Genomic DNA, 26,734 nt, shown 5'->3' with positions numbered 1-26,734 from the left:
GGCAGACCACCTTGCGCGCGCCGTCGGCGGCGTGGCGCGGAAGTAAGCGCGCGCTCACCCGGTACAGCGCCGCATCAGCGACTCCACCGGTCCAAGCGCGAAGCGGCGGCGCCACAGGTGCGCGCACAGGATCGCGGCGGCCGAAAAGACCAGCGCACTGCCGATCGCGAAGGCGAGCGTGCGGCCATTGAGCAGGCCAAGCGCTTCGAGCACGCCCATGCCGATGACGACGTGGGCGATGTACAGGGTGAGCGCGAGCTGGCCGGTATGCACCAGGGGCGTGAGCAGGCGCGCGTGGGGCCAGCGCTGGCCGATCCAGACGCAGGCCGCGATCACCGCCATGGCGTCGCCGGCGGCGGCGATCCAGTACAGCGGCAGCGGCGGCAGCGGGCCGGATGACCACAGGTGCTGCCAGATGCCGCCCGCCGGCGCGGCGAACAGGGCGCCGATCGCCATCGCCGATTCGGCCGCGACGCCCATCGCAAGGCCGCCGATGAAGACCCGCTGCAGCGCCGTGGGCGATTGCAGGTCGACCCGGCCGAGGGCCATTCCCAGCAACAGGAAGCCGGCCCACGGGAACACCGGGTGAAAGCCGTTGAAGAACAGGTTGCGCAGAAAGCCGGTTGGCGTCCAGAAGCCGGCGTAGGCGAGCGTGTCCCAGTTCCAGCCGGCGCCGTAGTCAAACAGCGCGGCCAGCAGGACGAAGCCGGCCAGCATGGCGGCGGCGGCGGCCAGCACGGCGCCGCCGCGCCACGACAGCGCGAGCGCGCCGATGACCATGTAGGCGCCGTAGTAGTGGAGGATGTCGGCCGGCCAGACCTGCACGTACAGCAGGCCGGCGACGAACAGGAAGGCGGCGCGTTTCAGGATGCCGCCGCGGGCGGCGCGCAGTGCGGCCGCGTCGCCGGACTCGCGCGCCCGCTTCGACAGCAGCGACAGGCCGATCCCGGCCAGGACCACGAACAGGGCCGAGGCGCGTCCGTCGAGCGCATCGAAGATCGCCAGCCACCAAGGCGCGTCGGGCGTGCTGGCGTGCATGACGATCTTGAAATTGACGATCACCATGCCGATCACGGCAAGGGAACGGGCCAGGTCGAAGCCGAGGATGCGTTGTTTCATGAATGGCCACATTGAAAAAACCACAATGTAGCATGGGGCTTGGCGCCTGTTGAAAACGGCGCTTCGATCAGCTTGGCTTATCGGTCGTCGTCGTTTTCCAGCGGCTCATCTGGTCCCACAAGTTGCGGAACCAACGACAGCGGCGTGTGTCTCAATGCAGCAGCTTGAAGCCCTGATACAGGATGAGTCCAAAGATACTTCCAAGCTATTCTTCACAAAGCATGTTGAGGAGCAAATGCGTTCCAGAAGAATCACGAAAGCATGCGTGCTTGAAACATTGAGAGCCGGGCGGATCAAGCGAACTCCCGAACCGAACGCCATGAAGGGTTCCATCGACTGCAAAATGGCGCACGTTTGCGCCGGAAATCGGCTTGCTGTCATCGTCGCGGTCAGTGATGGCCCGGGCTTGATCGTCGTTACCGCGATGTACGCATAGGAGAAGGAAAAATGTATCACTTTACCGATGGAGGCTTGCGCAACGTATGGCTGAAAAATGGCTACGTCGAGAAAGAAACACCGTATGGGATAGCCGTTTCATATCACGACCTTGACGGGCTTATTCGAGCCGTATGCCTCGCACTGGCGCATAAACCTGGCAAGCTCACAGGCGCTGAATTCCGATACCTGCGCAGCGCATTACCGCTATCCCAGATAGCGTTAGGCAAGTTACTTGGGTGCACAGAGCAATCTGTCGCAAAGTGGGAAAAGCAAGGGCGTATTCCCAAGGCTGAAGATTTTTTAATACGGCTCCTCTATACGCAAAAGTATCATGGCGATGACAAGGTGGAGGCAGCCGTCGACATGCTCAATGCGATCGACGGCATCAGCCATAGTCGAATGATCGTTTCGAAGACTGATCACCGTTGGACCTCCGAATTCGCGTCCGAAGGCGAAGAACACTTGCTTGAACCAGCTTGAACGACAAGAAAGCGAGGCATCGACGGATATGTTGGCATGGAAGAGCGCATCGTCAAACTTGAAGATTTTTCCGTGGAGAAGCGAGGCAACGCCAACAGCGGCTGAAATGAGCGCACGCCGTCCTCCGCCAAGACTGGGGCGATGCGGGCTTGTCGAGGTCCGAAACCCACCCGGCCTGGCATGAGCTTGTCGCCCAAGGGACGCTCAGGCCGGTGTCAAACGCGAAATAGTTGCCTGAACCGGACAAATGGGCCATAATGCGGGTCGCGTTGCCGGGATGGCGGAATAGGTAGACGCACGGGACTCAAAATCCCGCGCTGGAAACAGCGTGCCGGTTCGATTCCGGCTCCCGGCACCACAGAACACAGCAAGTTGAAGTCGAACAGCGCCTACAACCCGCCCCCGTTATGGAGAGCGGGTTTTTTGTTGTCCGTCGCCCTGCAACGGCGCCCATCGACACACGCCTGCCCGCAGGCCGGCGTGTCCCCTCAGGCGAGCGCCGGGGCTTGCTTGCCCTTGTCGTGATCGCCAATGTAGGGATCGAACCAGAACGTCACCGTACAGTTGTTGATCATGAAATCGAAGGCGTACGTGACGGTGGTGTCCGGCGTCGGCACCGGATTGGCATAGGCTACCCAGCTGCCGTCGGCCAGCTTGAGCGGCATCGACGCCAGGTCGGTCCAGTTGCCGTTGCTGACCCGGAAGGCCGTCAGCATCACCGAGTCGGTGGCGGCGGAACTGCTGGCGGCGCGCCAGTGGATCGTCATATTGCCCACCAGCCCCTCGTCGTCCAGTTCGCAGGTGCCGCCCTGATCGTGGTCATCGTTGGGGTGGTTGTCCGACATCGAGATCAGCGCGCTGGTATTGCCCGGCTGCTGTGTGCTGGTCCCGATTTCATTGCGCAGGGTCACCGTATCGACGTAGATCATCACTTCCATATAAAAGCCGTTGACGACCGGCCCGATGGCGGCCATGCCGTAAACCGGGTTGCCGGCCGCGTCGTTTATGCCGTTCAGTCCGGCCGTCAATTGCACGAAACTGACGCGCGACGCCGGCGCCACGCCAGCGGCGGTCCAGGTGGTGTAGATCGCCTGGGCGAAATCGGCCACGCTTGGCTGATACACGGTGAAGACATCCTGCAGGCATTGTTGCCAGCCGGGGTTGGCGGGCAGGATCTGGCTTTTTTCTTGCAGCGCTTCGAGCAGTGTCATGATGATCTCCTTGCTGTGGTTGAAAGGGTACTGCGGGTTAATACGTGTCGATCCAGATCTGGCGTTGCGTCTTCAGCACGCCGCTGGCGCTGGTGGCGGTCAGTGTGAACAGGGTGCGTTGGTTAACCAGCAAGGTGTAGCTGCCGGGGCCGGGACCCACGGACAAGGTGCTGGGGCCATTCGCGCCAAGGAACACCAGCGTCAGCTGGTAGCCGTAGTCGGCCAGCCAGCTGACGCTGGTGCGCGTCCCCTTGGGCACCAGCGGCGCCGACGCATACAGCAGCACCTCGCGGCTGGAGAGGTCGGGAATCTGGGCCACGGCCAACTGGCCGCTGATGGTGGCGGCGGGGATGGGCGGCAATTGCGCCATGCTCAGCACGCCGCCGATGCGCGCCGCCGCCAGGTTGCCGACCACTTTGCTCATCGGAATATCGGGAATCTGCGCCGCGCTGAAGGTGCCCGTCAGCGCGCCGACCGGAATATTGCGCAAGCCGGCGCCATCGCCGCTGAAACCGGCCGCGCTGACGCTGCCGGCGGCCGTCACGGCGCCCACCTGCAAGGCGCCGACCTGCAAGGCGCCGTCCGGCCGCAGTTCCAGCCGCGTCCGGCCCGCCGCATCGGCGCACTTGAGCGAGACGCCGGCGTCGGCCAGCGCCGGCGCCTGGCTGGCCACCGGGGCCGGCGCCGGCGGGAACGCCGGGTCGATGCTCAGGCTGGTATCGCTGGCGATCGCGCTCACCGTGTACAGGCCGCCCGCGATGCTCAGCACGGCGCCGACCGTGGTCTCGGCCGTGAAGCGGGTCTGCGTGCCCAGCACCGTGGCCGAGCCGTTGGTGGTGCTCACGCTGCCCGACAGCGCCAGGTTGTATTGCGATTGCACGCTCAGCGTGCTCGTCGGCGTGCAGCCGATGCCGAGCCGCTGGCGCGCGTCGATCGTCAGGTTGGCGTCAAGCAGGTTGACGCCGGAGTCGATCAGTGCGGCAAAGTGATCCTGGGTCGGAATACTTCCCGTCAGAAAATACGACTTCAAGGCCGCTGCGGTCTGCTTGGACATGCTGTCCTCCCTATTGAACGTCAAAGCTGATGCCGATCAGCGTGTGGTCGATGCCCCGGCCGGCTGCGAAGGCGTCGCCGCGCACGCCGGCACTGTCAAACAGCGCATGGTTGGCGCAAGCCTGCAGTTGCAGCTGGTAACGTGTGCCACCCTGGGGGTGGAAATACGGCGGCTGCGCCGGCAGCAGCGACAAGCTGGCGCGGTAGCCGCCGGCGGGCGCCGGGCCGCTCACCGGGACCGATGCCGCGATGCCGGCCACCGGCTGTCCGGCGACCGTGTCCCACAGGCTGAGCAGATACAGCACGGCCGACACCGGCGTGCCGTCCGGCGTGCTGAACCCCGCTGTCGGCGGCCAGTTGGCGACGACCTGGTTGGCGGCCGGCTGGTAGGCGGCCGTCAGCGTCGGTGTCAGGATGTCGACGCTGATATCGTCGTCCACCGGGATGCCGGAGCAGGGTGAGTCGTTAAAGGAATAGCTGCCGCATAACATCAGCTTGTAGCTGCGGCCGGGCAGCAGCGCCATCGGTGCCGTCAAGCTGTCGGCGTTGATATCGACAGGGAAATCCTGCGAGCCGCCGCCGCCCGTCAAGTCCACCAACGTGGCCGTCAGCGTGGCGTTCGGATCGCTGATATCGAGCCCATCCCAGCGGGCTTGGGCATGGCACTGGCTGCCGTCGAACACATATGTGGCCACAAAATTGTTAATCGCCAGCAGTTGCTCGATGCGCTGCACGGCCTGGTCATGGCGCCGTTGCGCCGCGGCGTTCTCTCTTTTCTGCTCGCCGCTGATGCACTTCCAGATGCTGGCGAAGAAACTGAGCGCCGCGGTCGCCGCCGCCAGCACCGTGGCCGCCGCCAGCAGCGTGTCCATGGCTCCCGCCTCGGCCGCCGCCACCAGTTCAGCGGCGGTCTCGTCGACGACCGGCTTGCCCACCGCCTCGCCGCCGGCGTTGCAGATCAGTTGGTCGATGACCTCCTGGCCGCCCTTGATCAGCGCCTGCGCCGCCAGCAACTTGAAGAACGCATCCTGGTCGTTCCACAAGCCGCGCACCAGCGCTTCCGCGCTGCCGAGCAGGGTGGCGACGATGGCGTTGCCCAAGTCACCCAGGCTGCCCGGCACGGCGATCGTCAGCGAAATCGGGTCGAAGGTGATGGTGCAGATCAGTTGCCCCAGGATATAGATGTCATAGGTGCCGCCGATGTACACGGTGACGCCGCCGCTTGATGGCGGCGTCGTCGTGCCGCTGCCGAGGCCGGCATTGAAATGGAATTTGGTGGTGATGGCGCGCTTGAACGCAAACGACGTGAGCGCCTGGCAGCCGCTGCGCGGTTGCTGCGACAGCGCCTGCAATTGCTTGGCGAAATCGATGAAGCTGTCCAGGCCTGAGGGCTCGGGAAAGGGACCCAGCCGGAAACCATCGGCCTTGCTCCAGGCGATGCCCAGGGTCGGGTTGCTCACACCGAGCACCGTGCCTTGGTAGGCGATAGTGCCGGAAAACACCTGGCCGGCGCTGCTCTGGTCCTGCGCCGTCAGCGTCAGCGACAGGGGCGCCAGGTCGGGGAAACCGAGCGTCGCGCCCAGGCTGATCGCCAGACCGGCCGGGGAGCTCCCCACCGTGAGCTGCGGGCCGCCCAGACCGGGCGACGGCAGCAGCGGCACGGCCGGCCCGGTCAACTTGAAGAAGCCAAAGTCGAGCGGCGCGACGCTGGCGCCGAAGCTGTAGTCGGCGGCGCCGCGCCAGTCCATGACGATCGAGAACTGCTGATCCAGGATCTCGACCACGCATTGGTCGACATGCAGTCCGCGCAGATAGCTGTCGGGCTGCGCCGGCGTGCCGCCCTCGACATCGGCGTTGGCGTAATAGATGCGCAGCGGCATGCCGGCGGTCAGCGGCTTGAAGGTCGGCAGGAACAGCGCCAGTGCGGGCGGGATCTGGCAATCGAGCAAGGAGCCGAGTAAACCTGAGATGCTGACCTCGTGCGCGATGCTCACGCCGAGCGCATACGTACCCTGGCCCAGCACCACGCTGCCGCTGACGTCGCCGAGGCCGGCCAGCGCGCCGCTGCTGGAAGTGACCACGGTGCTCAGGCGCAGTTGCTTGCCGGCGGCGCCGGCGTCCGAGCGCAGTGCGATCTGGAAGCCGTTGAACTGCACGGGAATCGGCAGCACGGCCTGGAACGGATTGCCGACCACGACGCTGGAGCTGGCGTCGAACCGATAGCGCGACTGCGCCGGCGTCGCGGCGCGCGTGATGGTGGCGTCCAAGGTGTCGATCGGCAGCGCGGGGAAGCCGGCCGGCAGGCTCAAGTCAAACAGGGCGCCCAGGATCGTGTTGGCGAACGCCCTCAGGTCAAACGGCGCGCCGCCCGGCAGCAAGCGGCCGGCATAGACTTGTGGCTGCCCGGCGAGCGCATTGCCGCCGACCAGCAGCAGCCTGCGTTGACCGATGTCGAGACAGGCCGCGAACTGGACCACGGTGTGCAGGGGCGGCACGGGAGGCGCAGGCATGAAGACTCCAGATAAGAACCAGGGGACAGGCCGCCGCGGCAACTGTGCGGCGGCCCGTGGACTCGCTCAAGCAGCGAGCAAATTGACGCCGTTGGTGCGCTGGATGTCAAAGCCGATGCTGTCGACCGTCAGCCCGGTGAAAATTTCCCATTTGATGAGGGCGGTGAAATCGAATTCGAACGTGGCGCGCTTGACGTCGATGGCGAACGCGGTGACCTGCAGGGCGCTGCTGATCGGTTGACCATTCGGGAAATTGGTCGGCAAGCTGATGGCGCCGGGTAGTTTAGCGACAAAACTTTTGAGGTCGGCGTAGGTGACCGTCAGCGGATTGTCGACCGACACCGGCAGCACGTAGATACCGTTGGGCAGCTCCCTGAGCGTGAGCGAGGTGCTGCCGATCGTCACCGTGATGGCGAAACCAATATTCCACCAGACTTGCAAGCCCCATGCGCTCGGCGTATTCGGCGCGGTCGCGTTGGCCTGCACCTGGGCCTGGAAATTCTCGTTGTAGTTCTTCGCCGCATCGGCCGAGAGGAAGGTCAGCGCCACACTGTAGTTGTTGCCGGCAGCGCTGACGGGAAAGCCGCCGGCAGGCTGGTTGGGCGCCTGCACCGGGGTGGCGGACGGGTTGGCCCGAGAGAAGAACTGGATCAGGAAGGCGCCGTTGCCGTCGGTGATAGGTCCATCCCAGGTGACGTTCAGGATGGCGGAATTGACGCCGTCGATGGCGCTGCTGATGCCGGTTGGCGTGCTTGCTTGTGTCATGAGAATCTCCTTGAGTGTGGGGCGACGCGGGCGGCGGAACGAGTACCGCTACAAGCTGCTTGAGCAAGCGGTGTGCCACCATCGATCGGCGCGCTTTGCGGGGCACGGGCGGCCCATGCGCGCCCAGGGCCGCGCTATTTACGCGTCACTCACCTTGGCTTCACATGTCAACCCGCGACACAGCCGGTCATTTCACACGCAATGGGAATCGCCGGAGCGCTTGGGCCAGCCGTGGACCTGCCTGGCCTGGCTGGCGCGATGGATTGATGATGGCGGACCCTGGCACGCTGCCCGGGCGCCGTCGAATCCCCGCCCCCTGCGCCGAGCACCGCCTGTTTACCTGAAAATCAACCCTTACTATTTGAAAATATTACTTACCTGTCGGAATTCTTTACATATTCCAGGCAATATTTTTTATGATCTGAATCAAAACAAAGAGTTACGAAACTGGCACGTTCCATGCTCATCCATGCGATAAGAATAATCACATAGGGATGCCCAAAATGAACTCGATCACACGTCGTTGCGTCGCACTTGCGCTGCTGGGATTGGCCGGCAGCACGTTCAACGCGGCATTGGCAGGACCGCTGCCAATCTACTCCAGCACCTACCCCACGCCCAACTCTGCCTGCGCAACCTACGGCAATTTTGTTTCGTGTTCGACGGGCGTACTGAACTACTTGTCCGGCAGTGGCGCCGGTGGCTTCACGGGCGACTATACCTTCAGCGCGGCGCAGGGTGCGCTGCACGACGCGATCGTGGTCGCATCGAACGGCGGCGCCACGCTGGCCAACGGCGACGCGGCGCTGCCGTCGGAAAATGGCTTCAAAACCATCAACGGCGGCCAGAAGGATTACTTCTTCACGGGCGACCAGAACGATCCCGCCAACAACGGCTTGCTGGCCAACGACACCGCGTTCAGCTGGGACATGGGCCTGTCCACACTGAACAACAAGCTGACCTTCGATGGCGACTACCACCAGATGATGATCGCTTTCGACTTCAATAATCCGCAGAACAGCACCGCCAGCCTGCCGATCTGGGCCTTGGTGACGCTGCGCGATACCGACGGCAACCTCGCCAACAAGTACTTCGAAACGCAGAAACTCGACCCCTTGGATATCTTCAAGGACCCGTCGCTGTTTCAATCGACAAAGACCTTCAACGGCAGCGGCGTGACCACGCCAGGCTCGACCGACTTTGCGCTGACGGTCGGCGCGATCTGCGTGGTCAGCGACACGGTATCGTATCCCTCCCCGAACGGCAGCAACTGCCCCACTGGCGGCCAGCTGGTCAATACCAACCAGGCGTCGGATGCCGTGGAATTCATCAACTACATTCCCAGCCTCGATCTGAAAGGACTCGAAGGCGCCGGCTACGATACGCTGTCGGTGCAGGTATGGATGGGTTGCTTCGGCACCGGCGGCAAAACGTCCGGCCCGACGCTGGCCGACGGCAAACCCGTCGGGCCGTGCGACACGGGCGGCTATGGCGATATCTTCCTGATCGCCGGCGCAGCCCTGCCTGGCCGCGGCGATGTGCCGGAACCGGGCACGCTCGCGCTGGTCACGCTGTCGCTGGGCGGCCTGTACGCCGCGCGCAAACGCCGCGCACCGCGCTGAACGGCCTTGCATGGCCGGCCTCGCAAACACGCGACGATGCCGGCCAACACAGGCCTGCCGCCCACCCTAGGTTGTTAGCATCATCCCCTCCTCCCCGCAGCGTGATCGCGCCGCCCTCACGGCGGCGCGATTTTCTTTTGGGACAGATCTTGTCCGGGTCAAATTTCCGCGCGCCAGTATTGATTTTTAGCCAGCCGAAGCGCTTGACATCCCGGCCTTGAATTTTTGACAGCCATCAAAGCCAGCGGGGTCTCGCTCGATAAACTCGACTCTCATCAGGGGGCCTCGAAAAACCTACTGCGCGGCGCAATTGTCGCCCTGCGATGCTCACCATACCTTCGGACGGCTGCGCTTCTCGGACGAAACTTGCACCGCTCGCGACGGTTTTTCGAGGCCCCCATCAGCACCGCCGTCGCCGATTTTTCTGGCGACAACACAAGAACAACAAACCGCGAGGCCGTATGCCCAAGACCACCAACCTACTCGCCCTGTGCGCGCTGTCGCTCGGCTGCATGCTCGGCGCGACAGCCGGGCAAGCTGCGCCGCAAGACGCAAGGGACACGCTGGACCAGGGCAGGCGCGCCCTCGCGTCCGACACCGACAGCGGCGTCGTCACCAGCCAGTCGATCACCGTCGCCGGCCATGATTTCTGCCAGTACTTCATGGCCGCGTGGCGCGAAAAAGAAGGCAGTGAACGCTTCACCCTCGCCATCGTCGAACGCCCGTCGGCACGGCGCGGCAGTGAAGTGCGCATCGACTTCGCCCAGCGCCGCGTATTCGAAACACGCCTGCCGGCCGCCCGCGCGGCCATCAAATCGCTCAGCGAAGACGCCGCCGAACGAACCTGGCAAGCGGTGCTGGAAGCCGACGCCGAGCGCAAGAGCACCCACGACGCCGACCTGGCGCCCGACGAATTCTGACGCTGTCTCCACCCACTCAGTATATGTAAGGAAATCAGCCATGCCATTCCACCCTATTTTTCGCGCAGCCACGCTGTGCCTCGCCGTACTGGCGAGCAGTGCCAGCGCGACCGAACTCGTGTACCAACCAGTGAACCCCTCGTTTGGCGGTTACCCCGCCAACGGCGCCAACCTGCTGGCCGGTGCAACCGCAACGAGCAAGCACAAGGAAAGCTCGGGTCTGGGCGGTTCTTCTATCTTCGACCAGTCGCCGCTCGCACAGTTCAATCAAACGCTCGAACGCACTGTGCTAAGTCAACTCGCCTCTGCGGCCACCTCCAAACTGCTGGGGCAGGATGGCAAGCTGGTGCCCGGAACTTTTTCCACCGCGAACTTCACCATCACCGTCATCGACCTCGGCGGTGGGATGTTGCGCATCACCACGACCGACAGGTCCACGGGCGCCACCACCACCTTCGAGGTGGCGCAATGAACGCCCGGCGCTGGGCGATCGCCGCCGCCGCCGGAGCGAGCCTGCTGGCCGGTTGCACGTTCCGCCATCCGCCATCGGCGGTGACGGCCGGGGCGCAACTGGCGCCCGCCACCCCGGTCACGCGCGACCTGCTGAGCCTGCCCGCCCCAAAAGGCAAGGTGGCCGTTGCCGTGTATGGCATCCGCGACCAGACCGGACAGTACAAGCCGTCCCCGGACAGCTCGTTCTCCACCGCCGTGACGCAGGGCGCGTCGTCGATGTTGGTCAAGGCGCTCAAGGAATCGGGCTGGTTCATTCCGGTCGAGCGCGAGAACCTGCAAAACCTGCTTACCGAACGCAAGATCGTGCGCGCGCTGGAAATGCCGCAACCGGCCGACGCGGCGCCGGTGCAGATTCCGCCGCTGCTGGCCGCGTCGCTGCTGATCGAAGGCGGCATTGTTGCCTACGAAAGCAATGTACGCACGGGCGGCGCGGGCGCACGCTTCCTGGGCATTGGCATGAGCACGCAATACCGGGTCGACCAGGTCACGGTGAACCTGCGCAGCATCGATATTCGCGGTGGGCAAGTCTTGCAGAGCGTGTCGACCACAAAAACGATCTACTCCTATGAGATCCATCCGAGCGTCTTTAAGTTCGTGAATGTGAAAAATTTACTTGAGCTGGAAGGCGGGATGACGCGCAACGAGCCGACCCAGCTGTGCGTCAGCGAAGCGCTCGAAGCCGGCGTCGCCCACCTGATCGTCGAGGGCCTGCGCGAAGGCAGCTGGGCGCTGCAGGACGAGTCGCAGTGGAGCAATCCAGTGCTGCAACGTTACCTCGCCGAACGCGCGCCTTTTGCGCCGGCGAAACAGGCCGCCAGCGGCGCGGGAGCGCAGCCATGACAGCGCGGATGACACTGCGGCTGCGCGCCGCCCTGGCCTTGGCCCTGGCCAGCCTGTGCGCGGCCAGCCTGGCGCGCGCGGGCGACCTGGCGCCGTCCGAGCTGGCCGGCGCGGCGCCGCCAGCGCATGCCCTGGCGCTGCGCCAGCAAGGCACGGGCAATAGCGCCACCATCGAGCAGGCCGGGCGGCAGCACGTTTTCGAGGGGGTCCAGGCCGGGGCCGGCCAGCGGATCAAGCTCGCGCAGCGCGGCTCGTTGCAGCGCGCTACGCTGCGCCAGGAAGGCAGCGCCAACACACTGGACTTGCTGCAAAGCGGCGAGGGCAACCACGCCAGCGTCGGCCAGGCGGGGCAGGATAACCAGGCCAGCATCGTGCAGGAGGGCGTCGGCCACCGCGCCGATGTCGACCAGCACGGCAGCCTGAACACAGCGCGCATCGCGCAATACGGGCGCGAAGGCAACGCGCGGATAAGCCAATCGGGCAGCGGAAAAACTGCCACGCTGATTCAGCACCAGGGGCGCTGAACGCATCCTGTATCGCCCCTTTCCTCTCCCGGAGCATCTCCATGAAAACCTTTTTCGCGGCGCTCGCCGCCAGCATCGGCCTGTTTTTCCCGGACCATCCGGCCCATGCCGAGCGCAACGCCGTCGCCACCCAGACGGGCAGCGCCAATACCAGCCAGATCCGGCAGGATGCGGAAACGTTCACCAACGCCGGCGTGCAACAGCGCGGCACGGCGAACAGCGGCGCGATCGTGCAGGACGTCGTGTATTACACCCAGGCGCTGGTCGGGCAGGACGGCATAGCAAACAGCGCGCGGCTCGCGCAAAGCCATGTCGGCCATATTCATGTGAGCGCCCTGCAAAGCGGCAGCGCCAACCAGGCCGACATGACTCAGCGGGAAGGTTGCCATTACTCCAGCGCACGCCTGACGCAAATCGGCACTGGCAATACGGCAGCGGTGCGGCAGCACTATTACCTCGCATTTTCCCAGGTCCGCATCGCGCAGTCCGGCCATGCCAATCGCGCAACGGCAAGCCAGTTCGACAGCGAGCGAACCGACCTGGCCGTGTCGCAAAGCGGCGCCGGCAACAGCGCCAGCAGCGAGCAGGACGGCGTCCAGAACAACAGCGCGATTGTCCAGCACGGCACCAATAACGTCGTCGTGCAGAGCCAAAGCGTGGGCGGGAACGAGCTTGACATCCTGCAGACAGGCAGCAGCAACCAGGCAGGTGTCCGCCAGGTCGGCCAAGCCCCCTACGGCGACAGATTCATGGCGGCGCTGGCGCAGACCGGTGTCGCCAACCTCGCCGGCGTGCACCAGTACTGAGAAAACATCACAGCATTCAGCTACCGGGGTCGCTGAATCGTATCCATCCTGACCCTGTCCATTTACGGAGGCATTTCATGAAACTTCATTTATCCGCCCTGGCAAGCGCACTGACGCTGGCATTTGCCGCCACCTCGGCCCAGGCTGAACTCAATTCCATCACCGCGCAAAAAGGCACCGGCAACAACGCTTATACGGTGCAGCAAAATTCGACTGGCCTGATCAAGGCCACGATTACGCAAACGGGCGACAACAACAAGGCGGGCGACTCCGTTGCCAAGACCGGCGGCATTGTCCAGATCGGCGTCAACAAGGATATCAGCGCCGCGATCACCCAGCAGGGCAACCAGAACAATGCCGGCATCCGCCAGGAAAAAGCCCTGCGCACGACGGCAACCCTGCTGCAAACAGGCAATCAAAACAGCGCCACGGTACGCCAGGACAGCGCCACGCAAGCGAACGCCACCTTGTCGCAGAACGGCCAGAAAAACAGCGCCATCCTCGACCAGCAGGGCGTGACCGACTTCGAGATCATTGCCAAGCAGACCGGCAGCGACAACAAGCTGGCAGTCAACCAGCTCAATTCCGGCCACCAGGGCGCGTTTGTCACCCAGAACGGCGTGGCCAACGGGGTGACGGTGGCGCAGACGCAAACCGACTACGCCACCGTGACGGTCAACCAGGCCGGCACCGGCAACAACGTCAAGGCGATCCAAAAGAGCGCCAACAACGTCAATTCGACCATTGCCCAGGACGGCACGGGAAACAATGCCCTGACCGAACAAGCGGGTAGCAAGAATCTCAGCACCATCAATCAGAAAGGCAGCAACAACCTCACCACCCTGACCCAGAACGCCAATGCCAGCCAGTCGCTGGTGACGCAGAACGGCATCGCCAACAAGGCAACGGTCAGCCAGACCGGCACCAACGCCAATAATTCCCTGGCCAATGTGTCGTTTATCACGCAAACCGGGAATGGCTATACCGCCAGCCTGAGCCAGAACGGCAGCAACAACCATTCCGGCATCGTCCAGTACTAAGGCCGTACGGCGGCGCGCTGAGCGCGCCGTTTTCGTCGCATCCTGCCGTCCGCATCGCGTTATGCAATAAAATAGCGCGATGCAACTTACAACGATCCGCCAGCGCCTGCGCGCCCTGGGCGCCCTGCCCTTGCACGAACAGCGCGTGCTGCGCGACTGGGTCCAGGGCCGCCCCTACGACCAGGGACGCCGCCGCCCCAACGACTTCCTGCCTCTTGGCGTACGTACTGCCCTTCCCGCGCTCGACGCCGAGCTGCAAGGCATGGCGCGCCTGATTTCCTCGCATCCCGGCGAAGATGGCTCGGCCCGCCTGCTGGTCGGGCTGGCCGACGGCCAGGCGGTCGAAAGCGTGCTGCTGCCGCGCGACGGGCTGTGCGTGTCGAGCCAGGTCGGCTGCGCGGTCGGCTGCCAGTTCTGCATGACCGGACGCGAAGGACTGATCCGCCAGGTCAGCAGCGGCGAAATCATCGCCCAGGTGGTGCTGGCGCGCACCCAGCGCGTGGTGAAAAAAGTGGTGTTCATGGGCATGGGCGAGCCGGCCCACAATCTCGACAATGTGCTTGAGGCCATCGATCTGCTGGGCATGGAAGGCAATATCGGCCACAAGAACCTGGTGTTTTCGACGGTCGGCGATGCGCGCGTGTTTGAACGTTTGGCGCAGGGCGTGGTCAAACCCGCACTGGCCTTGTCGCTGCACACCACCAAGCCCGCCTTGCGCGAGCAGTTGCTGCCGCGCGCGCCGCGCATCACGCCCGAACAACTGGTCGAGGCGGGGGAAGCTTATGCGCGCCTGACCGGTTATCCGGTGCAGTATCAGTGGACCTTGCTCGAAGGCGTCAATGATGGGGACGACGAGATCGACGGCATCGTACGCCTGTTAAAAGGCAAGTACGCGGTGCTGAACATGATCCCGTACAACACCATCCCGGACCTGGCGTTCAAGCGGCCCAGTTGGGAGAGCGCGCGCGCGATTGCGGCCAGTTTGCATCGGCGCGGGGTGCTGACCAAGCTGCGCGATTCGGCCGGGCAAGATGTCGATGGCGGCTGCGGGCAACTGCGCGCCCGCGCGGCGGCACCGGCGCGCAGGACGATTGCGCTCAAGCGCGCCGACCCGGCCTGACACTTAATTCAGCGCACCGGCCCGGCTTGCCCGGCTTCTGCCTCGCTCGCCTTGCGCGGCGCCCAGTTGTCGTACTTGCGCTCGATCCGGCGCGAGGTGCCGTCGCGGTTCATGGCATCGAGCGCGGCGCTCATCTTGTCGATGATAGCGTCCGGCACGGCGCGGTTACAGGCAAGATAAGCCTTGACCTGGTTAAACACCAGCACAGGAACGATCTTCCCCGCGAAGCCGTTTTGTTCGAGCACGCCGCCGCCGGGACGCAGGCCGGTCGCCCACAGGTCGATCCGGTTCATCAACAGTTTTTGCGGGTTGAGCATGTCGTTCGGGGCCGGATCGACCTTGAAGCCGCGCGCGCGCAGATAGTCGTCGCGCACGTCGCCATTGTAGGTACCGATGCGCAGCCCGCGCGCATCTTCCAGGGTGCTCAGCTGATAGTTGCGGTCGGCCCGCCCCAGCAGTACCCAAGCGCCCTCGTCGGTCGGCCCCACCCATTTGAACAATGGCTCACGCTCGGGCGTGCGCGTGGTGGCGTAGACGCAGCCGTTGGGACGCTGCACGGCCGAGGTAAACGCGCGTTTCCAGGGCAACACGTCAATCGAATAGCTCAGTCCGGTACGCGCCATGATCTCGTGGATCTTGTCGGATGAGTAGCCCGCCACGCGCTCGCCCTCCACCATGATGGCCGGCGGTGCATGTTCGGTCGTGATGAAGAGCTGCGGCGGCGCCTCCCGCAATCCGGCATGGCCAGGCGAGCCGGCCAGCAATCCCGCAACAAGTAATAACTGCTTTACCATGGCCGGCCTTTGCGATTCCCTCGGCCAAGCATACCAGTTCCCGGCTTTTGGCGGCAATCGTGCTGCTGAGCACGAATTGATGCCATTTTGATGGCAGAGCAATGTTTCGGCACAAATACAGCGCTGCGCCTGGGACAGGCAAGCGCCGCTGCCGGCCGCGCCGACCGTCGTCGCGTGAATGACGCTTTCCGCGCGCGGTTCGCCTCGCGCACAAATGATGCAGCACAAAGGTTCAGCGGGTTCGCTGGCTAGAATGCCTCATGCCCGCTCATCACGACCTCGCTTACCGTTCGCTGTTCGCCCATCCGGAATTGGTGCGCGAACTGGTCACGAGCTTCACGCCGTTCAAGCTGTTCGACGATGTGGCGCTGTCCTGCTTCGAAGCGGTCGATCCGGCGTATGTCAGCGAAGGCCTGGCGGCGCGCCAGAACGACATCGTCTGGCGCGTCAAGATCGGCGAGCACTTCCTGTACGTGTATATCCTGCTCGAATTCCAGTCCGGCGTGGACCGCTGGATGGCGCTGCGCATGCAGAACTATGTGGGTTTACTGTGCCAAAACCTGGTCAAGCGGCATGCGTTGGCGCCGTCTTTGCACTTGCCGCCGGTGCTGCCGCTGGTGTTCTACAACGGCGTGCCGCAGTGGAGCGCCAGCACCGACCTGGCCACGCTGTTCATGGAAGCGCCCGCCGAACTGGCGCCGTTCCAGCCATCCCAGCGTTACGTGCTGATCGACCAGCAGCGCCTGGATGCCGAGGCGCTGGAAGCCAATGCCACCCTGCTGGCGCTCCTGTTTCGGATGGAACTTTCAAGCGCTTCCGAGGTCAGAAACAAGGTTTTGCCGGCGTTGGCAACCTGGTTCCAGGACGCGCCCCAGGCCAGCCTGATGCGCTCGGTCGGAGCTTGGATCGAGAACCTGGCGAGTTGGCGCGGCGAACCGGCATCGTTTACATTTGACAGTACGGAGGAGATAGCCGATATGGGACGCAAATTTGCAACCTGGGCCGAGGAATTCGAAGACATCGGCTTTCAGAAAGGAAGCGAAAAAGGCAAGGCGGAAGGCAAGATCGAAGGACGGGCAGAAGGTAAGGCCGAAGGCAAGGCAGAAGGCAAGGCAGAAGGCAAGGCCGAAGGCTGGACCGAAGGGCAACTAAGCGCACTGCGCGGCGTGCTCACGCATCTGTTGCGCAAGCGTTTCGGCGCCCTGCCCGAAGCGGCGACGCAACGCATCGCCGCGGCCAACCAGGCGGACCTCGAACAGTGGTGCCAGCGCAGCCTGGACGCGCCGGGTCTGGATGCCGTCTTCGGCGACAGAGCGGCGTCGGCCTAACGCCGACTACAGGAAACGCCGCGTAACGCCGATGCACAGTTGCCAGACGATTGCGGCCAACACCCGTTCCGAATGGCAGACCGTCGACGCCGCGCACGACTGATGCAGCGCAAAGGTTCAGCGGGTTCGCTGGCTAGAATGCCTCATGTCCGCTCATCACGACCTCGGTTACCGTTCGCTGTTCGCCCATCCGGAATTGGTGCGCGAGCTGGTCACGAGCTTCACGCCGTTCAAGCTGTTCGACGATGTGGCGCTGTCCTGCTTCGAAGCGGCCGATCCGGCGTATGTCAGCGAAGGCCTGGCGGCGCGCCAGAACGACATCGTCTGGCGCGTCAAGATCGGCGAGCAATTCCTGTACGTGTACATCCTGCTCGAATTCCAGTCCGGCGTGGACCGCTGGATGGCGCTGCGCATGCAGAACTATGTGGGTTTGCTGTGCCAGAACCTGGTCAAGCGGCATCAATTGCCGCCGTCTTTGCACTTGCCGCCGGTGCTGCCGCTGGTGTTCTACAACGGCGTGCCGCAGTGGAGCGCCAGCACCGACCTGGCCACGCTGCTCATGGACGCGCCCACCGAACTGGCACCGTTCCAGCCATCCCAGCGCTACGTCCTGATCGACCAGCAGCGCCTGGACATGGCGGCGCTGGAAGCCAATGTCACCCTGCTGGCGCTGCTGTTTCGGATGGAACTTTCGAGCGCTTCCGAGGTCAGAAACACGATCTTGCCCGCGCTCGTCACCTGGTTCAACGATGCGCCGCAAGCGAGCTTGATGCGCTCGGTGGAGGTATGGATCGAATGCCTGGCGAAGCGGCGCGGCGAGCCAGCGTCGTTCACGTTAGACAGTGCAGAGGAGGTCACCGACATGGGACGTAAATATGCAACCTGGGCCGAGGAATTCGAAGACATCGGCTTTCAGAAGGGAAACGAAAAAGGGCAGGCTGAAGGCTGGGCCAAGGGCAGGACAGAAGGTCTGACAGAAGGACAACTCAGCGCCCTGCGTGGCGTGCTGACGCAGCTGTTGCGCAAGCGTTTCGGCGACCTGCCCGAAGCGGCGGCGCAACGTATCGCCGCAGCCACCCAGGCGGACCTCGAACAGTGGTGCCAGCGCAGCCTCGACGCCCCTGGCCTGGAGGCGGTATTCGGCAACGGTGCGGCATCAAGCTAGCGCCGCGCCGGGCCGGCCTAGGCCTGCACTTGGGCCAGCGCCACCGTTGCGTGCCGCGCCACCAGTTCGTGATACAGCGCGGTATAACTCTTGGCCATCTGCTCGGCGGTAAACAACTCCCAATAGCGCGCTTCGGCGCGCTTGCCCATCGCTTGCGCCAGTTCCGGGTTGTCCCACAGCTTGCGCATGGCCTCGCCAAAGGCTTGCGGATCGCTCGGCGGCACCACCAGGCCCGTTTCGGCATCGATATTGATATACGTCGTGCCCGTGCCGATCTCGCTCGAAATCATCGGTTTGCCGTACATTGCCCCTTCCAGCAGCGAAATGCCAAACGCTTCCGAGCGCAAATGCGAAGGGAACACCAGCGCATAGCACAAGGTCAGGAGCGCCACTTTGTCGGCCTCGTCGAGCGCGCCGACGAACAGCACATGCGTCAAGCCGAGCCGTTCAGCGTGCGCCTTGAGCTCGTTCTCGATCGGACCGGCACCAACGATCACCACCGGATAATCGGTATTGGCAACCGCATCGAGCAAAATATGCAGGCCCTTGTAATAGCGCAGCACGCCGACGAACAAGAAGAAACGCTCGCCGATCCGGGTGCGCCATTTGTCCATGCGGGCCTGGTCCGGCTCCGGATAAATAGTCTTGTCGAGCCCGTAAGTGATCACGCGTGTCTTGTCGCGATAACGGTCCAGCACGGCAGACGAGGCCATGTAGTTCGGCGAGGTGGCGACAATGGTGTCCACACTTTGCAAAAAGCGGTGCTTGAGCGGCTGGTACAGGCGCAGCAATTGTTTCTGGCGCACGATGTCGGAGTGGTAGGTCACCAGGCTCGGCTTCTTGATGCGCGAAATAAAGTGCGCCAGGTCCATGAACGGCCACGGAAAATGATAATGCACCACGTCCGCATCTTCCGCCATGCGCGCCAGTTCGCGGAAGGCGGCCACCGAAAACCCGGTCGATGAAATTTCGAAGTCGAGCGGCAGCAGGCGCACCTTGTGGCCTTCGAACTCGACGTCGCGCTTTTCTTTCTGGCGCGTCAGGGTCAGCACTTCATTGCGCACGCCCAGGCGACCGGTGCCGACGCACATTTGCCGGATGACCTGCTCGACGCCACCCACCGATTCCGGGAAATAGGTTTTATAGAAATGTAGGACACGCATAGTTTCGCAAATGGCTCAGGTCGACGTCAGATTATTGGGAAAGGACGGCACGATACACGGCGGCGGTCTGCAGCGCGGTGTCGTGCCAGGTCAACTGGGCTGCGCGAGCGCGGCCCGCCGCGATGCATTGCTGCCGCAGCGCGTCGTCGCGCGCCAGCGCCTGCATCGCCGCGGCGATCTCGCCAGTGTTGCCCGGATCGACGTCAAGCGCCGCGCCCCGGGTGACTTCAGGCAAGGAACTGCTATTCGAGGCCACCACCGGCACCCCCGACGCAAACGCCTCGAGCACGGGAATACCGAAACCTTCGTACAAGGATGGAAACACAAATACCCCCGCGCCCGCATACACGTGGCGCAAGTCGTCGGCGCCGGTCAGCTGGTTCAGCCACACCACCTGCTCGCCATCCTGCTGCGCCGCGGCGATGCGCGCGATCAGTTCTTCGCAGCGCCAGCCGGCGCCGCCGACAATGAGCAGCTGGCGGTCGGCGCGCAGCGCATCCGGCAAACTCAAATACGCACTGAGCAAGCGCTCGACGTTCTTGCGCGGCTGCAAAGTACCGACAAACAAAAAATAACCCGCACGCAAGCCGTTCCGCTGCAGGGTCTGCGCCACGGCGGCCGCATCGGGCGCTTGCAGCCACGCCGCATCGACACCGTTGGGCACCACGCTGATGCGCTTTTCATCGACCCCGAAGCATTCGACCAGTTCACCGATCGCAAAGTTCGACACCGCGATCACATGTTGTGCCTTGCGCGCCGCTTTTTGCTGCATCCAGTTCTTGGCGCGCCGCATGCCGGGGCTGCACCACTGCGGATACTTGATCGGCAGCGCATCGTGCAGGGTCGCCACCACCGGGCAATCCATGCGCACGATACGGTAATCGGTCGCGTGAAAAAGATCGGCCGGCATGTGCACCCGGTGCGCCGCCGGCGTGAGCAGGTCGGTCAGGCTGGCCGCTTCGAACGATTGCGGCAGGGGCCGGCCCACGCTGATGGCCGTGGCGTCGCCGCGCGCACGCGGATACGAGTAAGCGGCCACATCGCAGCCGGCGCCCGGCAAGTGCTGCAGCAGCGCCTGGGTGTACACGCCGATCCCGTCCAGCCGTCCGCCGGTCAGGCCCGGTTCGATCATGGTCGTTCCCAGGCCGACGCGCAGGCGGCTCACGCCTGGTACATCCAGCGCAGCGTGTCGGCCAGCGGAATCGGGGACAGGCCGCCGATCGCGCCGCGCAGTTTTTCATTGTTGCCCATCAGGACCAGCACATCCTTGGCGCGCACGAAGGCCTGATTGACCTTGACCTCGATCCGGTAGCCGGCGATCGACTCCATCAGCGCGATGACCTCGCCCAGCGAGTGCGCCTGGCCCGAGCAGATATTGAAGGCATGGCCGGCCACGTCGGCCACCAACAGGCGGCGGTAGCTGTCGGCCACCATGCGCACATCGGAAAAATCGCGCGCGATGGCCTGGTTGCCCAGTTCGATGACGGGTGCGGCCTTGCGGAAATGCGCGACGATCTTGGGCAGCAGGAAGTTCTCGTCCTGGCCGACACCGGTATAGTTGAAGGGCCGCGCGATGATGATCGGCAGCTTGTCGCTCCACAACTGCGCCATGTGTTCCATGGCCAGCTTGCTGACGGCGTAATCGTTGGCCGGCGCGGGCGCGAGCGACTCGTCGATCTGGCCGGCGCTGGCGTTGCCGTAGACATTGGCCGACGAGGCCAGCAGCACCGCCGATGGCTGGTGGCGCTGGGCGGCCAGCGCTTCGAGCAGGTTGCGGGTGCCGACGATGTTGACGCGGTAGATCAGCTCGGCGTTGGCATGCGCGACGAACGCGATGCCGGCCAAGTGCACCACGACATCAGGCCGCACCTGTTCGACCATGGCAGCCACGCCGGCGCGGTCGAGCAGGTCGACCGCGAACACATCGGTGTCAAGGGGGCTATCGCCATGGCCCGGCACCACGGTGCCGAACACGCGGTAGCCGGCGGCGGCCAGTTCGCGCGCCACGTAGCGTCCCGTGAAGCCGTGCAGGCCGGTGATCAGGGCACGCTTGCCCTGCCCTTCGGCGCCGGGCGCGGGAGACGTTTCCGTGACCATGGCCGTCATATCAGAACGAAAAACCCTGTTCGTTGCGGCGCATGTCGGCCTCGACCATCATCTGGCACAACTGCTCCAGGGTGGTTTTCGGCGCCCAACCGAGCTCGCGCAAGGCCTTGCCCGGATCGCCGATCAGCAATTCCACTTCGGACGGACGGTAGAACTTGGGACTGATGCGCACCAGCAGCTTGCCGGTATGGGCGCAATGGCCGGTCTCGGCTTCGCCCTTGCCCTTGTACTCGACATCGATGCCGGCGCCCTTGAACGCCATGGTGACGAAGTCGCGCACGGTTTCGGTACGGTTGGTGGCCAGGATGAAGGTGTCAGGCTGTTCGGCCTGCAGGATGCGCCACATGCCTTCCACGTATTCCTTGGCATAACCCCAGTCGCGCTTGGCGTCGAGGTTGCCCAGTTCCAGCACGTCGAGCTTGTTGAGGACGATCTTGGCGACCGAATCGGTAATCTTGCGGGTAACAAATTCACGGCCGCGCAGTGGCGATTCGTGATTAAACAGGATGCCGCTGGAACCGAAAATGCCATACGACTCGCGGTAATTGACCGTCATCCAGTGGGCGTACAGCTTGGCCACACCGTACGGGCTGCGCGGGTAGAACGGGGTATCTTCGACTTGCGGGATAGCCTGGACCTTGCCGAACATTTCGGAGGTCGATGCCTGGTAGAAGCGCGCTTTCGGGTTGACGATGCGGATCGCTTCGAGCAGGTTAACTGCGCCCAGGCCGGTAATGCTTGCGGTAGCGACCGGCTGTTCGAACGACACACCGACGAAACTCTGGGCCGCCAGGTTGTACACCTCGTCCGGCTCGGCGGTCTGCATCAGGCGTATGCTGGAGGACAAGTCGGTCAGGTCGTATTCGACCAGGCGCAGGTTCGGATGCGCCTGGATGCCGAGCTCTTCGATACGCCAGAAGTTCACCGAACTCGTGCGACGATAGGTCCCGGTGACCTCGTAGCCCTTTTCAAGCAACAACTGCGCAAGGTAGGCGCCGTCTTGCCCGGTGATTCCGGTAATCAGGGCTTTTTTTGTTGTTTTTTGCATAATTCGTGATATTCGTGTGTAGTTGGAGTGCCGTAATCTGCACGTCCGACTCGCAGTTAACAACTCAGCATTGTAACAGAATCGTTTTGACTATTCTTTACGCAAAAGGCTTTCGTGCAATATGAACAACGACTTGCGTGGATATTATGCCTGTTTTCTACGCAGAAGGGCAGCGTCTTACGGATTGTTACGCCTATCTTGAACTGTAATGAAATGTAGTAATACACGGTATTCCGCGCCATTCTTACTACAAAAAAACGGCCGCGATCCGTGAAGATGGCGGCCGTCCTTGGCGCAAAACGAAGCGCGGTCTTCGCTGCCGGTCAGCGCTCCGACACCGCATCGACCACGCATAGCGCGGTCATGTTGACGATGCGGCGCACGGTGGCCGACGGGGTCAGGATGTGCACCGGCTTGGCGCAGCCGAGCAGCACCGGGCCGATCGCGATGCCGTTGCCGGCCGCCGTCTTGAGCAGGTTGTAGGCGATGTTGGCGCTGTCGATATTGGGCATCACCAGCAGGTTCGCTTCGCCCTGCAAGGTCGAGTGCGGCATCATCTGCTTGCGCAGCTTGGCGTCGAGCGCCACGTCGCCGTGCATCTCGCCATCGACTTCCAGCTGCGGCGCCTTTTGCTGCACCAGCGCCAGCGCCGCGCGCATCTTCTGGGCCGAGGCGCTGTTGGCCGAACCGAAGTTCGAGTGCGACAACAAGGCCGCGCGCGGAATCAGGCCGAAGCGGCTCATCTCGTCGGCCGCCATGATGGTGATCTCGGCCAGTTGCTCGGCGCTCGGATTTTCGTTGACGTGGGTGTCGACGATGGCCATCTGGCGTTCCGGCAAGATCAGGAAGTTCATCGCCGCATACACATTGGCGCCGTCGCGCTTGCCCAATACCTGGTCGATATAGTGCAGGTGCAAGTTGGTGGTGCCGAAGGTGCCGCAGATCATGCCGTCGGCGTCGCCCTTGTGGATCATCATCGCGCCGATCAGGCTGTGGCGGCGGCGCATTTCCAGCTTGGCGTATTCCTGGGTCACGCCCTTACGCATGGTCATCGCGTAATACGTCTGCCAGTAATCGCGGTAGCGGTCTTCGTGGTCCGGGTTGATGACGTCGAAATGCTCGCCCTGCTTCAAGCGCAGGCCGAATTTGACGATGCGCTGCTCCAGCACGCTCGGACGGCCGACCAGGATCGGCCGCGCCAGTTTCTCGTCGACCACCACTTGCACCGCGCGCAGCACGCGCTCTTCTTCACCCTCGGCGTAGACGATGCGCTTGAGTTCCGGCGGGGCCGCCTTGGCCACCGCGAACAGCGGCTTCATGAAGGTGCCGCTGCGGTACACGAACTGCTGCAGGCTGTCGGCGTAGGCTTCCAGGTTGGCGATCGGGCGCGTCGCCACGCCCGACTCGAACGCAGCCTTGGCCACGGCCGGGGCGATGTGGATCAACAGGCGCGGATCGAACGGCATCGGGATCAGGTATTCCGGGCCGAACGAGAGATTGCTGATGCCGTAGGTGGTGGCCACCACGTCCGACTGCTCGGCGTGGGCCAGGTCGGCAATCGCATGCACGACCGCAATTTCCATCTCGCGCGTGATGGTGGTGGCGCCGCAATCGAGGGCGCCGCGGAAAATGTACGGGAAGCACAGCACATTGTTCACCTGGTTCGGATAGTCCGAACGCCCGGTGGCAATAATCGCGTCGCCGCGCACGGCCTTCACGTCTTCCGGCAGGATTTCCGGGGTCGGGTTGGCCAGCGCCAGGATCAGCGGATTGGCCGCCATGGCCTTGACCATGTCCTGTTTGAGCACGCCGCCGGCGGACAGGCCCAGGAAAATATCGGCGCCCGGCATGACTTCGGCCAGGGTGCGCAACGGGGTGTCCTGGGCGAAACGCTCCTTGTCCGGGTCCATCAGTTCGACGCGGCCTTTGTAGACCACGCCGGCCAGGTCGGTCACATAGATGTTCTCGATCGGGAAACCGAGGTCGACGATCAGTTCCAGGCAGGCCAGCGCCGCGGCGCCCGCGCCCGACACCACCAGCTTGCACTCGCGGATATCCTTGCCGACGACCTTGATGCCGTTCAGGATGGCGGCGCCGACGATGATCGCGGTACCGTGCTGGTCATCGTGGAAGACGGGAATCTTCATGCGGCTGCGCAACTGGCGTTCGATATAGAAGCACTCGGGCGCCTTGATATCTTCCAGGTTGATGCCGCCGAAAGTCGGCTCCAGCGACGCGATGATGTCGACCAGCTTGTCCGGGTCTTGCTCGTTGATCTCGATATCGAAGACATCGATCCCGGCGAACTTCTTGAACAGCACGCCCTTGCCTTCCATCACAGGTTTGGACGCCAGCGGACCGATATTGCCCAGGCCCAGCACGGCGGTGCCGTTGGTGATGACTGCCACCAGATTGCCGCGCGCCGTGTATTTATAGGCGTTGCCCGGATCCTTGACGATCTCTTCGCACGGCGCGGCCACGCCCGGCGAATACGCCAGGGCCAGGTCGCGCTGGTTGAGTAACTGCTTGGTGGGGGTGACGCTGATCTTGCCGGGGCGGGGGCACTCGTGATACTCGAGCGCGGCGAGGCGCAATTGTTGGCGCAGTTCTTCCTTCTTCTCTGGTGACGAATCCATGCTGGTACGGCCTTCCTGTGTACTGTCGGGGACTGACGATTTTATCAGACGTGATCTTTCAACAAGGTACGTATTTTCACCAAGCGCGGGTCAATTGCCGTAAAACACGCCTTTTTTGCGGCAAGAAAAACAAAGCGAACGCTCGCTCGACGTCACAAGACGGTACAGATTGCCGACAGTTGATACAAATCCTAGACATAAACGCAATAGATCCCGGGACGCTCCCGGACCGAAAATGCCACATCGCGGCACTGCCGGCCGGAACCTCCGTCCGCGCGCGGCGCGCCCCAACCTGTCCGGAGACAACGCCCATGAACGACTTCCAGAAATGCCTTCCCGCCGGCCTGATCGCCGCCACCCTGCTTACCGCCTGCGGCGGCGGCGGTGGCGACGCCGGCAAGCCCGCCCCGCTGCCGACGCCCGACCCGGTGGCCCGCGTCGACATCCTGATGAGTAACGAGCGCGGCATGAAGGCCGTCACCATCGACGACAAGAACGCCTATGTCGCGCTGACCAATACCGAAGCCGAGGGCACCGCGGTGATCGCCACCGCGCGCGGCGTGAGCGCCAGGTCGGCCTGGCAAAACGTGGCCCTGGGCGAGTGCAAGCTGCCGGCCAGCGCGCAGGTCGAAGTGCGGCGCGCGGCCGACCTGCGCGCTGGCCGGCAAGACCATGCTGGTGCAGAGCGCCTGGGGCAGCGCCGACGAACACACTTTATGCGAGCTCGACCAGGCCAAGATGACCTTCGTTCCCAAGGACAAAGACTTCCGCATCTGCTACGCGACCTATTGCGAACGCATGGAGGTCAATGACATCAAGGCAGTCGGCAAGCGCTGGTTCGCCAACGGCGGCGCCGGCCAGAACGTGCAGGTCTCGAACGACCAAGGCCTGAGCTGGAAGCCCATCATGGGCAGCATGGACAGCATGAGCTGCACCCACCAGGCCTTCGAGGTGGCCGGTGGTCGCCTGCTGACCGGCGGCGAATGCCCGCTCGACATGGCCTACGTGCGCGCCTACAGCATGAACGCCGACAATTCGGCGCTGGCGTCCATGGTCCCAGTGCCGATCAGCGTGCCGGAGCTGGAAAACCGCAATGTGCACCTGATCACCAGCCTGGGCAAGAGCGAGCGCGTGTTCATCGGCGTCGAAGGCGGCCTGCTGCGCAGCGACGACAGCGGCAAGAGCTACAAGTTCGTGCTCAAGCAGCCCTTGTCGGGCGGGACCGGCTATCCCTACATCACCAAGCTGCTCTCGCCGGCGGGCAAGCCGAACGTGATCGTCGCCGCCGGTTTCGACAAGGCGCATGGCCTGCCCTACCTGGCGTGGTCGAACGACAACGGCGACAAATGGACCGACCTATCGAGCCTGCTGCCGGGCTACAAGCGCACGGGTGCCGACGCCACCAGCGAAGTGACCTCGATCGCGGAAGACGCCCAGGGACGCATCCTGGTGACGGTCAATGAAGAGTTCAAGAAAAAGGGGCGCCTGCTCGAAGTCACCTTGGGCAAGCTGTAAGCACCACCCCCGGTGTCA

24 protein-coding genes and 1 tRNA gene are annotated in these 26,734 nt (G+C 63.6%); 14 read left to right on the top strand and 11 right to left on the bottom strand.

What is annotated here, in order from left to right:
• Positions 1-54 precede the first annotated feature (54 nt).
• Positions 55-1,119 (bottom strand): DUF418 domain-containing protein, encoded by a 1,065-nt coding sequence (locus tag F0185_RS27465; protein ID WP_167230142.1) that lies wholly within the window; start codon positions 1,117-1,119, stop codon positions 55-57.
• A 154-nt stretch (positions 1,120-1,273) separates the two neighbouring features.
• Here F0185_RS27465 and F0185_RS27460 point away from each other — a divergent pair, with 154 nt between their 5' ends.
• The 3 genes from F0185_RS27460 to F0185_RS27450 all read left to right on the top strand — a co-directional run bounded on the left by F0185_RS27460 (position 1,274) and on the right by F0185_RS27450 (position 2,395).
• Positions 1,274-1,555 (top strand): DUF4258 domain-containing protein, encoded by a 282-nt coding sequence (locus F0185_RS27460; RefSeq protein ID WP_167230140.1) that lies wholly within the window; start codon positions 1,274-1,276, stop codon positions 1,553-1,555.
• An 11-nt stretch (positions 1,556-1,566) separates the two neighbouring features.
• Entirely contained in the window at positions 1,567-2,037 is a 471-nt protein-coding gene (locus tag F0185_RS27455; RefSeq protein WP_167230137.1) for a hypothetical protein, read from the top strand.
• A 271-nt stretch (positions 2,038-2,308) separates the two neighbouring features.
• Positions 2,309-2,395: transfer RNA gene (locus tag F0185_RS27450), tRNA-Leu, on the top strand.
• Between the two features lie 130 nt (positions 2,396-2,525).
• Here the strand turns inward: F0185_RS27450 and F0185_RS27445 are convergent.
• From F0185_RS27445 to F0185_RS27430, 4 genes are all read right to left on the bottom strand, one after another.
• Positions 2,526-3,248 (bottom strand): hypothetical protein, encoded by a 723-nt coding sequence (locus F0185_RS27445; RefSeq protein ID WP_167230134.1) that lies wholly within the window; start codon positions 3,246-3,248, stop codon positions 2,526-2,528.
• Positions 3,249-3,285: 37 nt separating this feature from the next.
• Complete coding sequence (locus tag F0185_RS27440) at positions 3,286-4,302, bottom strand: hypothetical protein (protein WP_167230131.1); 1,017 nt, start codon at positions 4,300-4,302, stop codon at positions 3,286-3,288.
• 10 nt (positions 4,303-4,312) lie between these two features.
• On the bottom strand, positions 4,313-6,811 hold the full coding sequence (locus F0185_RS27435; protein WP_167230128.1) for a hypothetical protein: 2,499 nt from the start codon (positions 6,809-6,811) through the stop codon (positions 4,313-4,315).
• A 66-nt stretch (positions 6,812-6,877) separates the two neighbouring features.
• Entirely contained in the window at positions 6,878-7,576 is a 699-nt protein-coding gene (locus tag F0185_RS27430) for a hypothetical protein (RefSeq protein WP_167230125.1), read from the bottom strand.
• Positions 7,577-8,079: 503 nt separating this feature from the next.
• On the opposite strand from F0185_RS27430, the gene F0185_RS27425 reads away from it, so the two are divergent.
• The 8 genes from F0185_RS27425 to F0185_RS27390 all read left to right on the top strand — a co-directional run bounded on the left by F0185_RS27425 (position 8,080) and on the right by F0185_RS27390 (position 14,961).
• Positions 8,080-9,198, top strand: coding sequence for a PEP-CTERM sorting domain-containing protein (locus F0185_RS27425; RefSeq protein ID WP_167230122.1), 1,119 nt, complete (start codon positions 8,080-8,082; stop codon positions 9,196-9,198).
• Between the two features lie 461 nt (positions 9,199-9,659).
• Positions 9,660-10,118 carry a CsgE family curli-type amyloid fiber assembly protein gene (locus F0185_RS27420; protein ID WP_167230119.1) on the top strand — a complete coding sequence of 153 codons (459 nt, stop codon included), beginning with the start codon at positions 9,660-9,662 and terminating at the stop codon, positions 10,116-10,118.
• Positions 10,119-10,158: 40 nt separating this feature from the next.
• A complete protein-coding gene (locus tag F0185_RS27415; RefSeq protein WP_167230115.1) occupies positions 10,159-10,590 on the top strand; it encodes a curli assembly protein CsgF in 432 nt (143 codons plus the stop codon).
• A complete protein-coding gene (locus F0185_RS27410) occupies positions 10,587-11,471 on the top strand; it encodes a CsgG/HfaB family protein (RefSeq protein WP_167230112.1) in 885 nt (294 codons plus the stop codon). The genes F0185_RS27415 and F0185_RS27410 overlap by 4 nt, the downstream gene beginning before the upstream one ends.
• Positions 11,468-11,995 carry a hypothetical protein gene (locus tag F0185_RS27405; RefSeq protein WP_167230109.1) on the top strand — a complete coding sequence of 176 codons (528 nt, stop codon included), beginning with the start codon at positions 11,468-11,470 and terminating at the stop codon, positions 11,993-11,995. Before F0185_RS27410 ends, F0185_RS27405 begins: the two co-directional genes overlap by 4 nt.
• 41 nt (positions 11,996-12,036) lie before the next feature.
• Positions 12,037-12,801 carry a hypothetical protein gene (locus F0185_RS27400; protein WP_167230106.1) on the top strand — a complete coding sequence of 255 codons (765 nt, stop codon included), beginning with the start codon at positions 12,037-12,039 and terminating at the stop codon, positions 12,799-12,801.
• A 77-nt stretch (positions 12,802-12,878) separates the two neighbouring features.
• Positions 12,879-13,841: a hypothetical protein gene (locus F0185_RS27395; RefSeq protein WP_167230103.1), complete on the top strand. Its 963-nt coding sequence runs from the start codon at positions 12,879-12,881 to the stop codon at positions 13,839-13,841.
• 79 nt (positions 13,842-13,920) lie between these two features.
• Positions 13,921-14,961, top strand: a complete 1,041-nt coding sequence (locus F0185_RS27390; protein ID WP_167230100.1) for an RNA methyltransferase — start codon at positions 13,921-13,923, stop codon at positions 14,959-14,961.
• A gap of 8 nt (positions 14,962-14,969) precedes the next feature.
• Here the strand turns inward: F0185_RS27390 and F0185_RS27385 are convergent, their stop codons facing one another.
• Positions 14,970-15,755 (bottom strand): substrate-binding periplasmic protein, encoded by a 786-nt coding sequence (locus F0185_RS27385; RefSeq protein WP_167230097.1) that lies wholly within the window; start codon positions 15,753-15,755, stop codon positions 14,970-14,972.
• Positions 15,756-16,015: 260 nt separating this feature from the next.
• On the opposite strand from F0185_RS27385, the gene F0185_RS27380 reads away from it, so the two are divergent.
• Together F0185_RS27380 and F0185_RS27375 are read left to right on the top strand one after the other, a co-directional pair.
• Positions 16,016-17,083 (top strand): Rpn family recombination-promoting nuclease/putative transposase, encoded by a 1,068-nt coding sequence (locus F0185_RS27380; protein ID WP_167230094.1) that lies wholly within the window; start codon positions 16,016-16,018, stop codon positions 17,081-17,083.
• 145 nt (positions 17,084-17,228) lie between these two features.
• On the top strand, positions 17,229-18,248 hold the full coding sequence (locus F0185_RS27375) for an Rpn family recombination-promoting nuclease/putative transposase (protein WP_167230091.1): 1,020 nt from the start codon (positions 17,229-17,231) through the stop codon (positions 18,246-18,248).
• Between the two features lie 17 nt (positions 18,249-18,265).
• On the opposite strand, the gene F0185_RS27370 is transcribed toward F0185_RS27375, so the two are convergent.
• The 5 genes from F0185_RS27370 to F0185_RS27350 all read right to left on the bottom strand — a co-directional run bounded on the left by F0185_RS27370 (position 18,266) and on the right by F0185_RS27350 (position 25,201).
• Complete coding sequence (locus F0185_RS27370) at positions 18,266-19,411, bottom strand: glycosyltransferase family 4 protein (RefSeq protein ID WP_166898025.1); 1,146 nt, start codon at positions 19,409-19,411, stop codon at positions 18,266-18,268.
• Positions 19,412-19,442: 31 nt separating this feature from the next.
• Complete coding sequence (locus F0185_RS27365) at positions 19,443-20,576, bottom strand: glycosyltransferase family 4 protein (RefSeq protein ID WP_370664076.1); 1,134 nt, start codon at positions 20,574-20,576, stop codon at positions 19,443-19,445.
• Positions 20,573-21,508 (bottom strand): NAD-dependent epimerase/dehydratase family protein, encoded by a 936-nt coding sequence (locus F0185_RS27360; RefSeq protein ID WP_370664075.1) that lies wholly within the window; start codon positions 21,506-21,508, stop codon positions 20,573-20,575. Before F0185_RS27360 ends, F0185_RS27365 begins: the two co-directional genes overlap by 4 nt.
• A gap of 10 nt (positions 21,509-21,518) precedes the next feature.
• Entirely contained in the window at positions 21,519-22,565 is a 1,047-nt protein-coding gene (gene gmd, locus F0185_RS27355) for a GDP-mannose 4,6-dehydratase (protein WP_166898027.1), read from the bottom strand.
• A gap of 323 nt (positions 22,566-22,888) precedes the next feature.
• Positions 22,889-25,201: an NADP-dependent malic enzyme gene (locus tag F0185_RS27350; RefSeq protein ID WP_166898028.1), complete on the bottom strand. Its 2,313-nt coding sequence runs from the start codon at positions 25,199-25,201 to the stop codon at positions 22,889-22,891.
• A gap of 672 nt (positions 25,202-25,873) precedes the next feature.
• Between F0185_RS27350 and F0185_RS27345 the strand changes: the two genes are divergently transcribed.
• The gene (locus F0185_RS27345; protein ID WP_167230085.1) at positions 25,874-26,716 is read left to right on the top strand and encodes a hypothetical protein; all 843 of its coding nucleotides are present in this window, start codon (positions 25,874-25,876) and stop codon (positions 26,714-26,716) included.
• The last annotated feature ends 18 nt before the right edge of the window (positions 26,717-26,734 follow it).

It is taken from the genome of Massilia rubra (assembly GCF_011682065.1).
GTDB lineage: Bacteria > Pseudomonadota > Gammaproteobacteria > Burkholderiales > Burkholderiaceae_D > Telluria_A > Telluria_A rubra.
This window is presented reverse-complemented; position numbering and strand designations above follow the sequence as displayed.

Excerpts from the sequence above, each read along its gene's own strand:
- F0185_RS27430 (WP_167230125.1), bottom strand. The coding sequence starts at position 7,576 with ATGACACAAGCAAGCACGCCAACCGGCATCAGCAGCGCCATCGACGGC.
- F0185_RS27395 (WP_167230103.1), top strand. The coding sequence starts at position 12,879 with ATGAAACTTCATTTATCCGCCCTGGCAAGCGCACTGACGCTGGCATTT.
- F0185_RS27375 (WP_167230091.1), top strand. The coding sequence starts at position 17,229 with ATGTCCGCTCATCACGACCTCGGTTACCGTTCGCTGTTCGCCCATCCG.
- F0185_RS27420 (WP_167230119.1), top strand. The coding sequence starts at position 9,660 with ATGCCCAAGACCACCAACCTACTCGCCCTGTGCGCGCTGTCGCTCGGC.
- F0185_RS27435 (WP_167230128.1), bottom strand. The coding sequence starts at position 6,811 with ATGCCTGCGCCTCCCGTGCCGCCCCTGCACACCGTGGTCCAGTTCGCG.
- F0185_RS27455 (WP_167230137.1), top strand. The coding sequence starts at position 1,567 with ATGTATCACTTTACCGATGGAGGCTTGCGCAACGTATGGCTGAAAAAT.
- F0185_RS27445 (WP_167230134.1), bottom strand. The coding sequence starts at position 3,248 with ATGACACTGCTCGAAGCGCTGCAAGAAAAAAGCCAGATCCTGCCCGCC.
- gmd (WP_166898027.1), bottom strand. The coding sequence starts at position 22,565 with ATGCAAAAAACAACAAAAAAAGCCCTGATTACCGGAATCACCGGGCAA.
- F0185_RS27440 (WP_167230131.1), bottom strand. The coding sequence starts at position 4,302 with ATGTCCAAGCAGACCGCAGCGGCCTTGAAGTCGTATTTTCTGACGGGA.
- F0185_RS27370 (WP_166898025.1), bottom strand. The coding sequence starts at position 19,411 with ATGCGTGTCCTACATTTCTATAAAACCTATTTCCCGGAATCGGTGGGT.
- F0185_RS27385 (WP_167230097.1), bottom strand. The coding sequence starts at position 15,755 with ATGGTAAAGCAGTTATTACTTGTTGCGGGATTGCTGGCCGGCTCGCCT.
- F0185_RS27400 (WP_167230106.1), top strand. The coding sequence starts at position 12,037 with ATGAAAACCTTTTTCGCGGCGCTCGCCGCCAGCATCGGCCTGTTTTTC.
- F0185_RS27390 (WP_167230100.1), top strand. The coding sequence starts at position 13,921 with ATGCAACTTACAACGATCCGCCAGCGCCTGCGCGCCCTGGGCGCCCTG.
- F0185_RS27425 (WP_167230122.1), top strand. The coding sequence starts at position 8,080 with ATGAACTCGATCACACGTCGTTGCGTCGCACTTGCGCTGCTGGGATTG.
- F0185_RS27360 (WP_370664075.1), bottom strand. The coding sequence starts at position 21,508 with ATGGTCACGGAAACGTCTCCCGCGCCCGGCGCCGAAGGGCAGGGCAAG.
- F0185_RS27410 (WP_167230112.1), top strand. The coding sequence starts at position 10,587 with ATGAACGCCCGGCGCTGGGCGATCGCCGCCGCCGCCGGAGCGAGCCTG.
- F0185_RS27380 (WP_167230094.1), top strand. The coding sequence starts at position 16,016 with ATGCCCGCTCATCACGACCTCGCTTACCGTTCGCTGTTCGCCCATCCG.
- F0185_RS27465 (WP_167230142.1), bottom strand. The coding sequence starts at position 1,119 with ATGAAACAACGCATCCTCGGCTTCGACCTGGCCCGTTCCCTTGCCGTG.
- F0185_RS27405 (WP_167230109.1), top strand. The coding sequence starts at position 11,468 with ATGACAGCGCGGATGACACTGCGGCTGCGCGCCGCCCTGGCCTTGGCC.
- F0185_RS27415 (WP_167230115.1), top strand. The coding sequence starts at position 10,159 with ATGCCATTCCACCCTATTTTTCGCGCAGCCACGCTGTGCCTCGCCGTA.
- F0185_RS27350 (WP_166898028.1), bottom strand. The coding sequence starts at position 25,201 with ATGGATTCGTCACCAGAGAAGAAGGAAGAACTGCGCCAACAATTGCGC.
- F0185_RS27345 (WP_167230085.1), top strand. The coding sequence starts at position 25,874 with ATGCTGGTGCAGAGCGCCTGGGGCAGCGCCGACGAACACACTTTATGC.
- F0185_RS27460 (WP_167230140.1), top strand. The coding sequence starts at position 1,274 with ATGCAGCAGCTTGAAGCCCTGATACAGGATGAGTCCAAAGATACTTCC.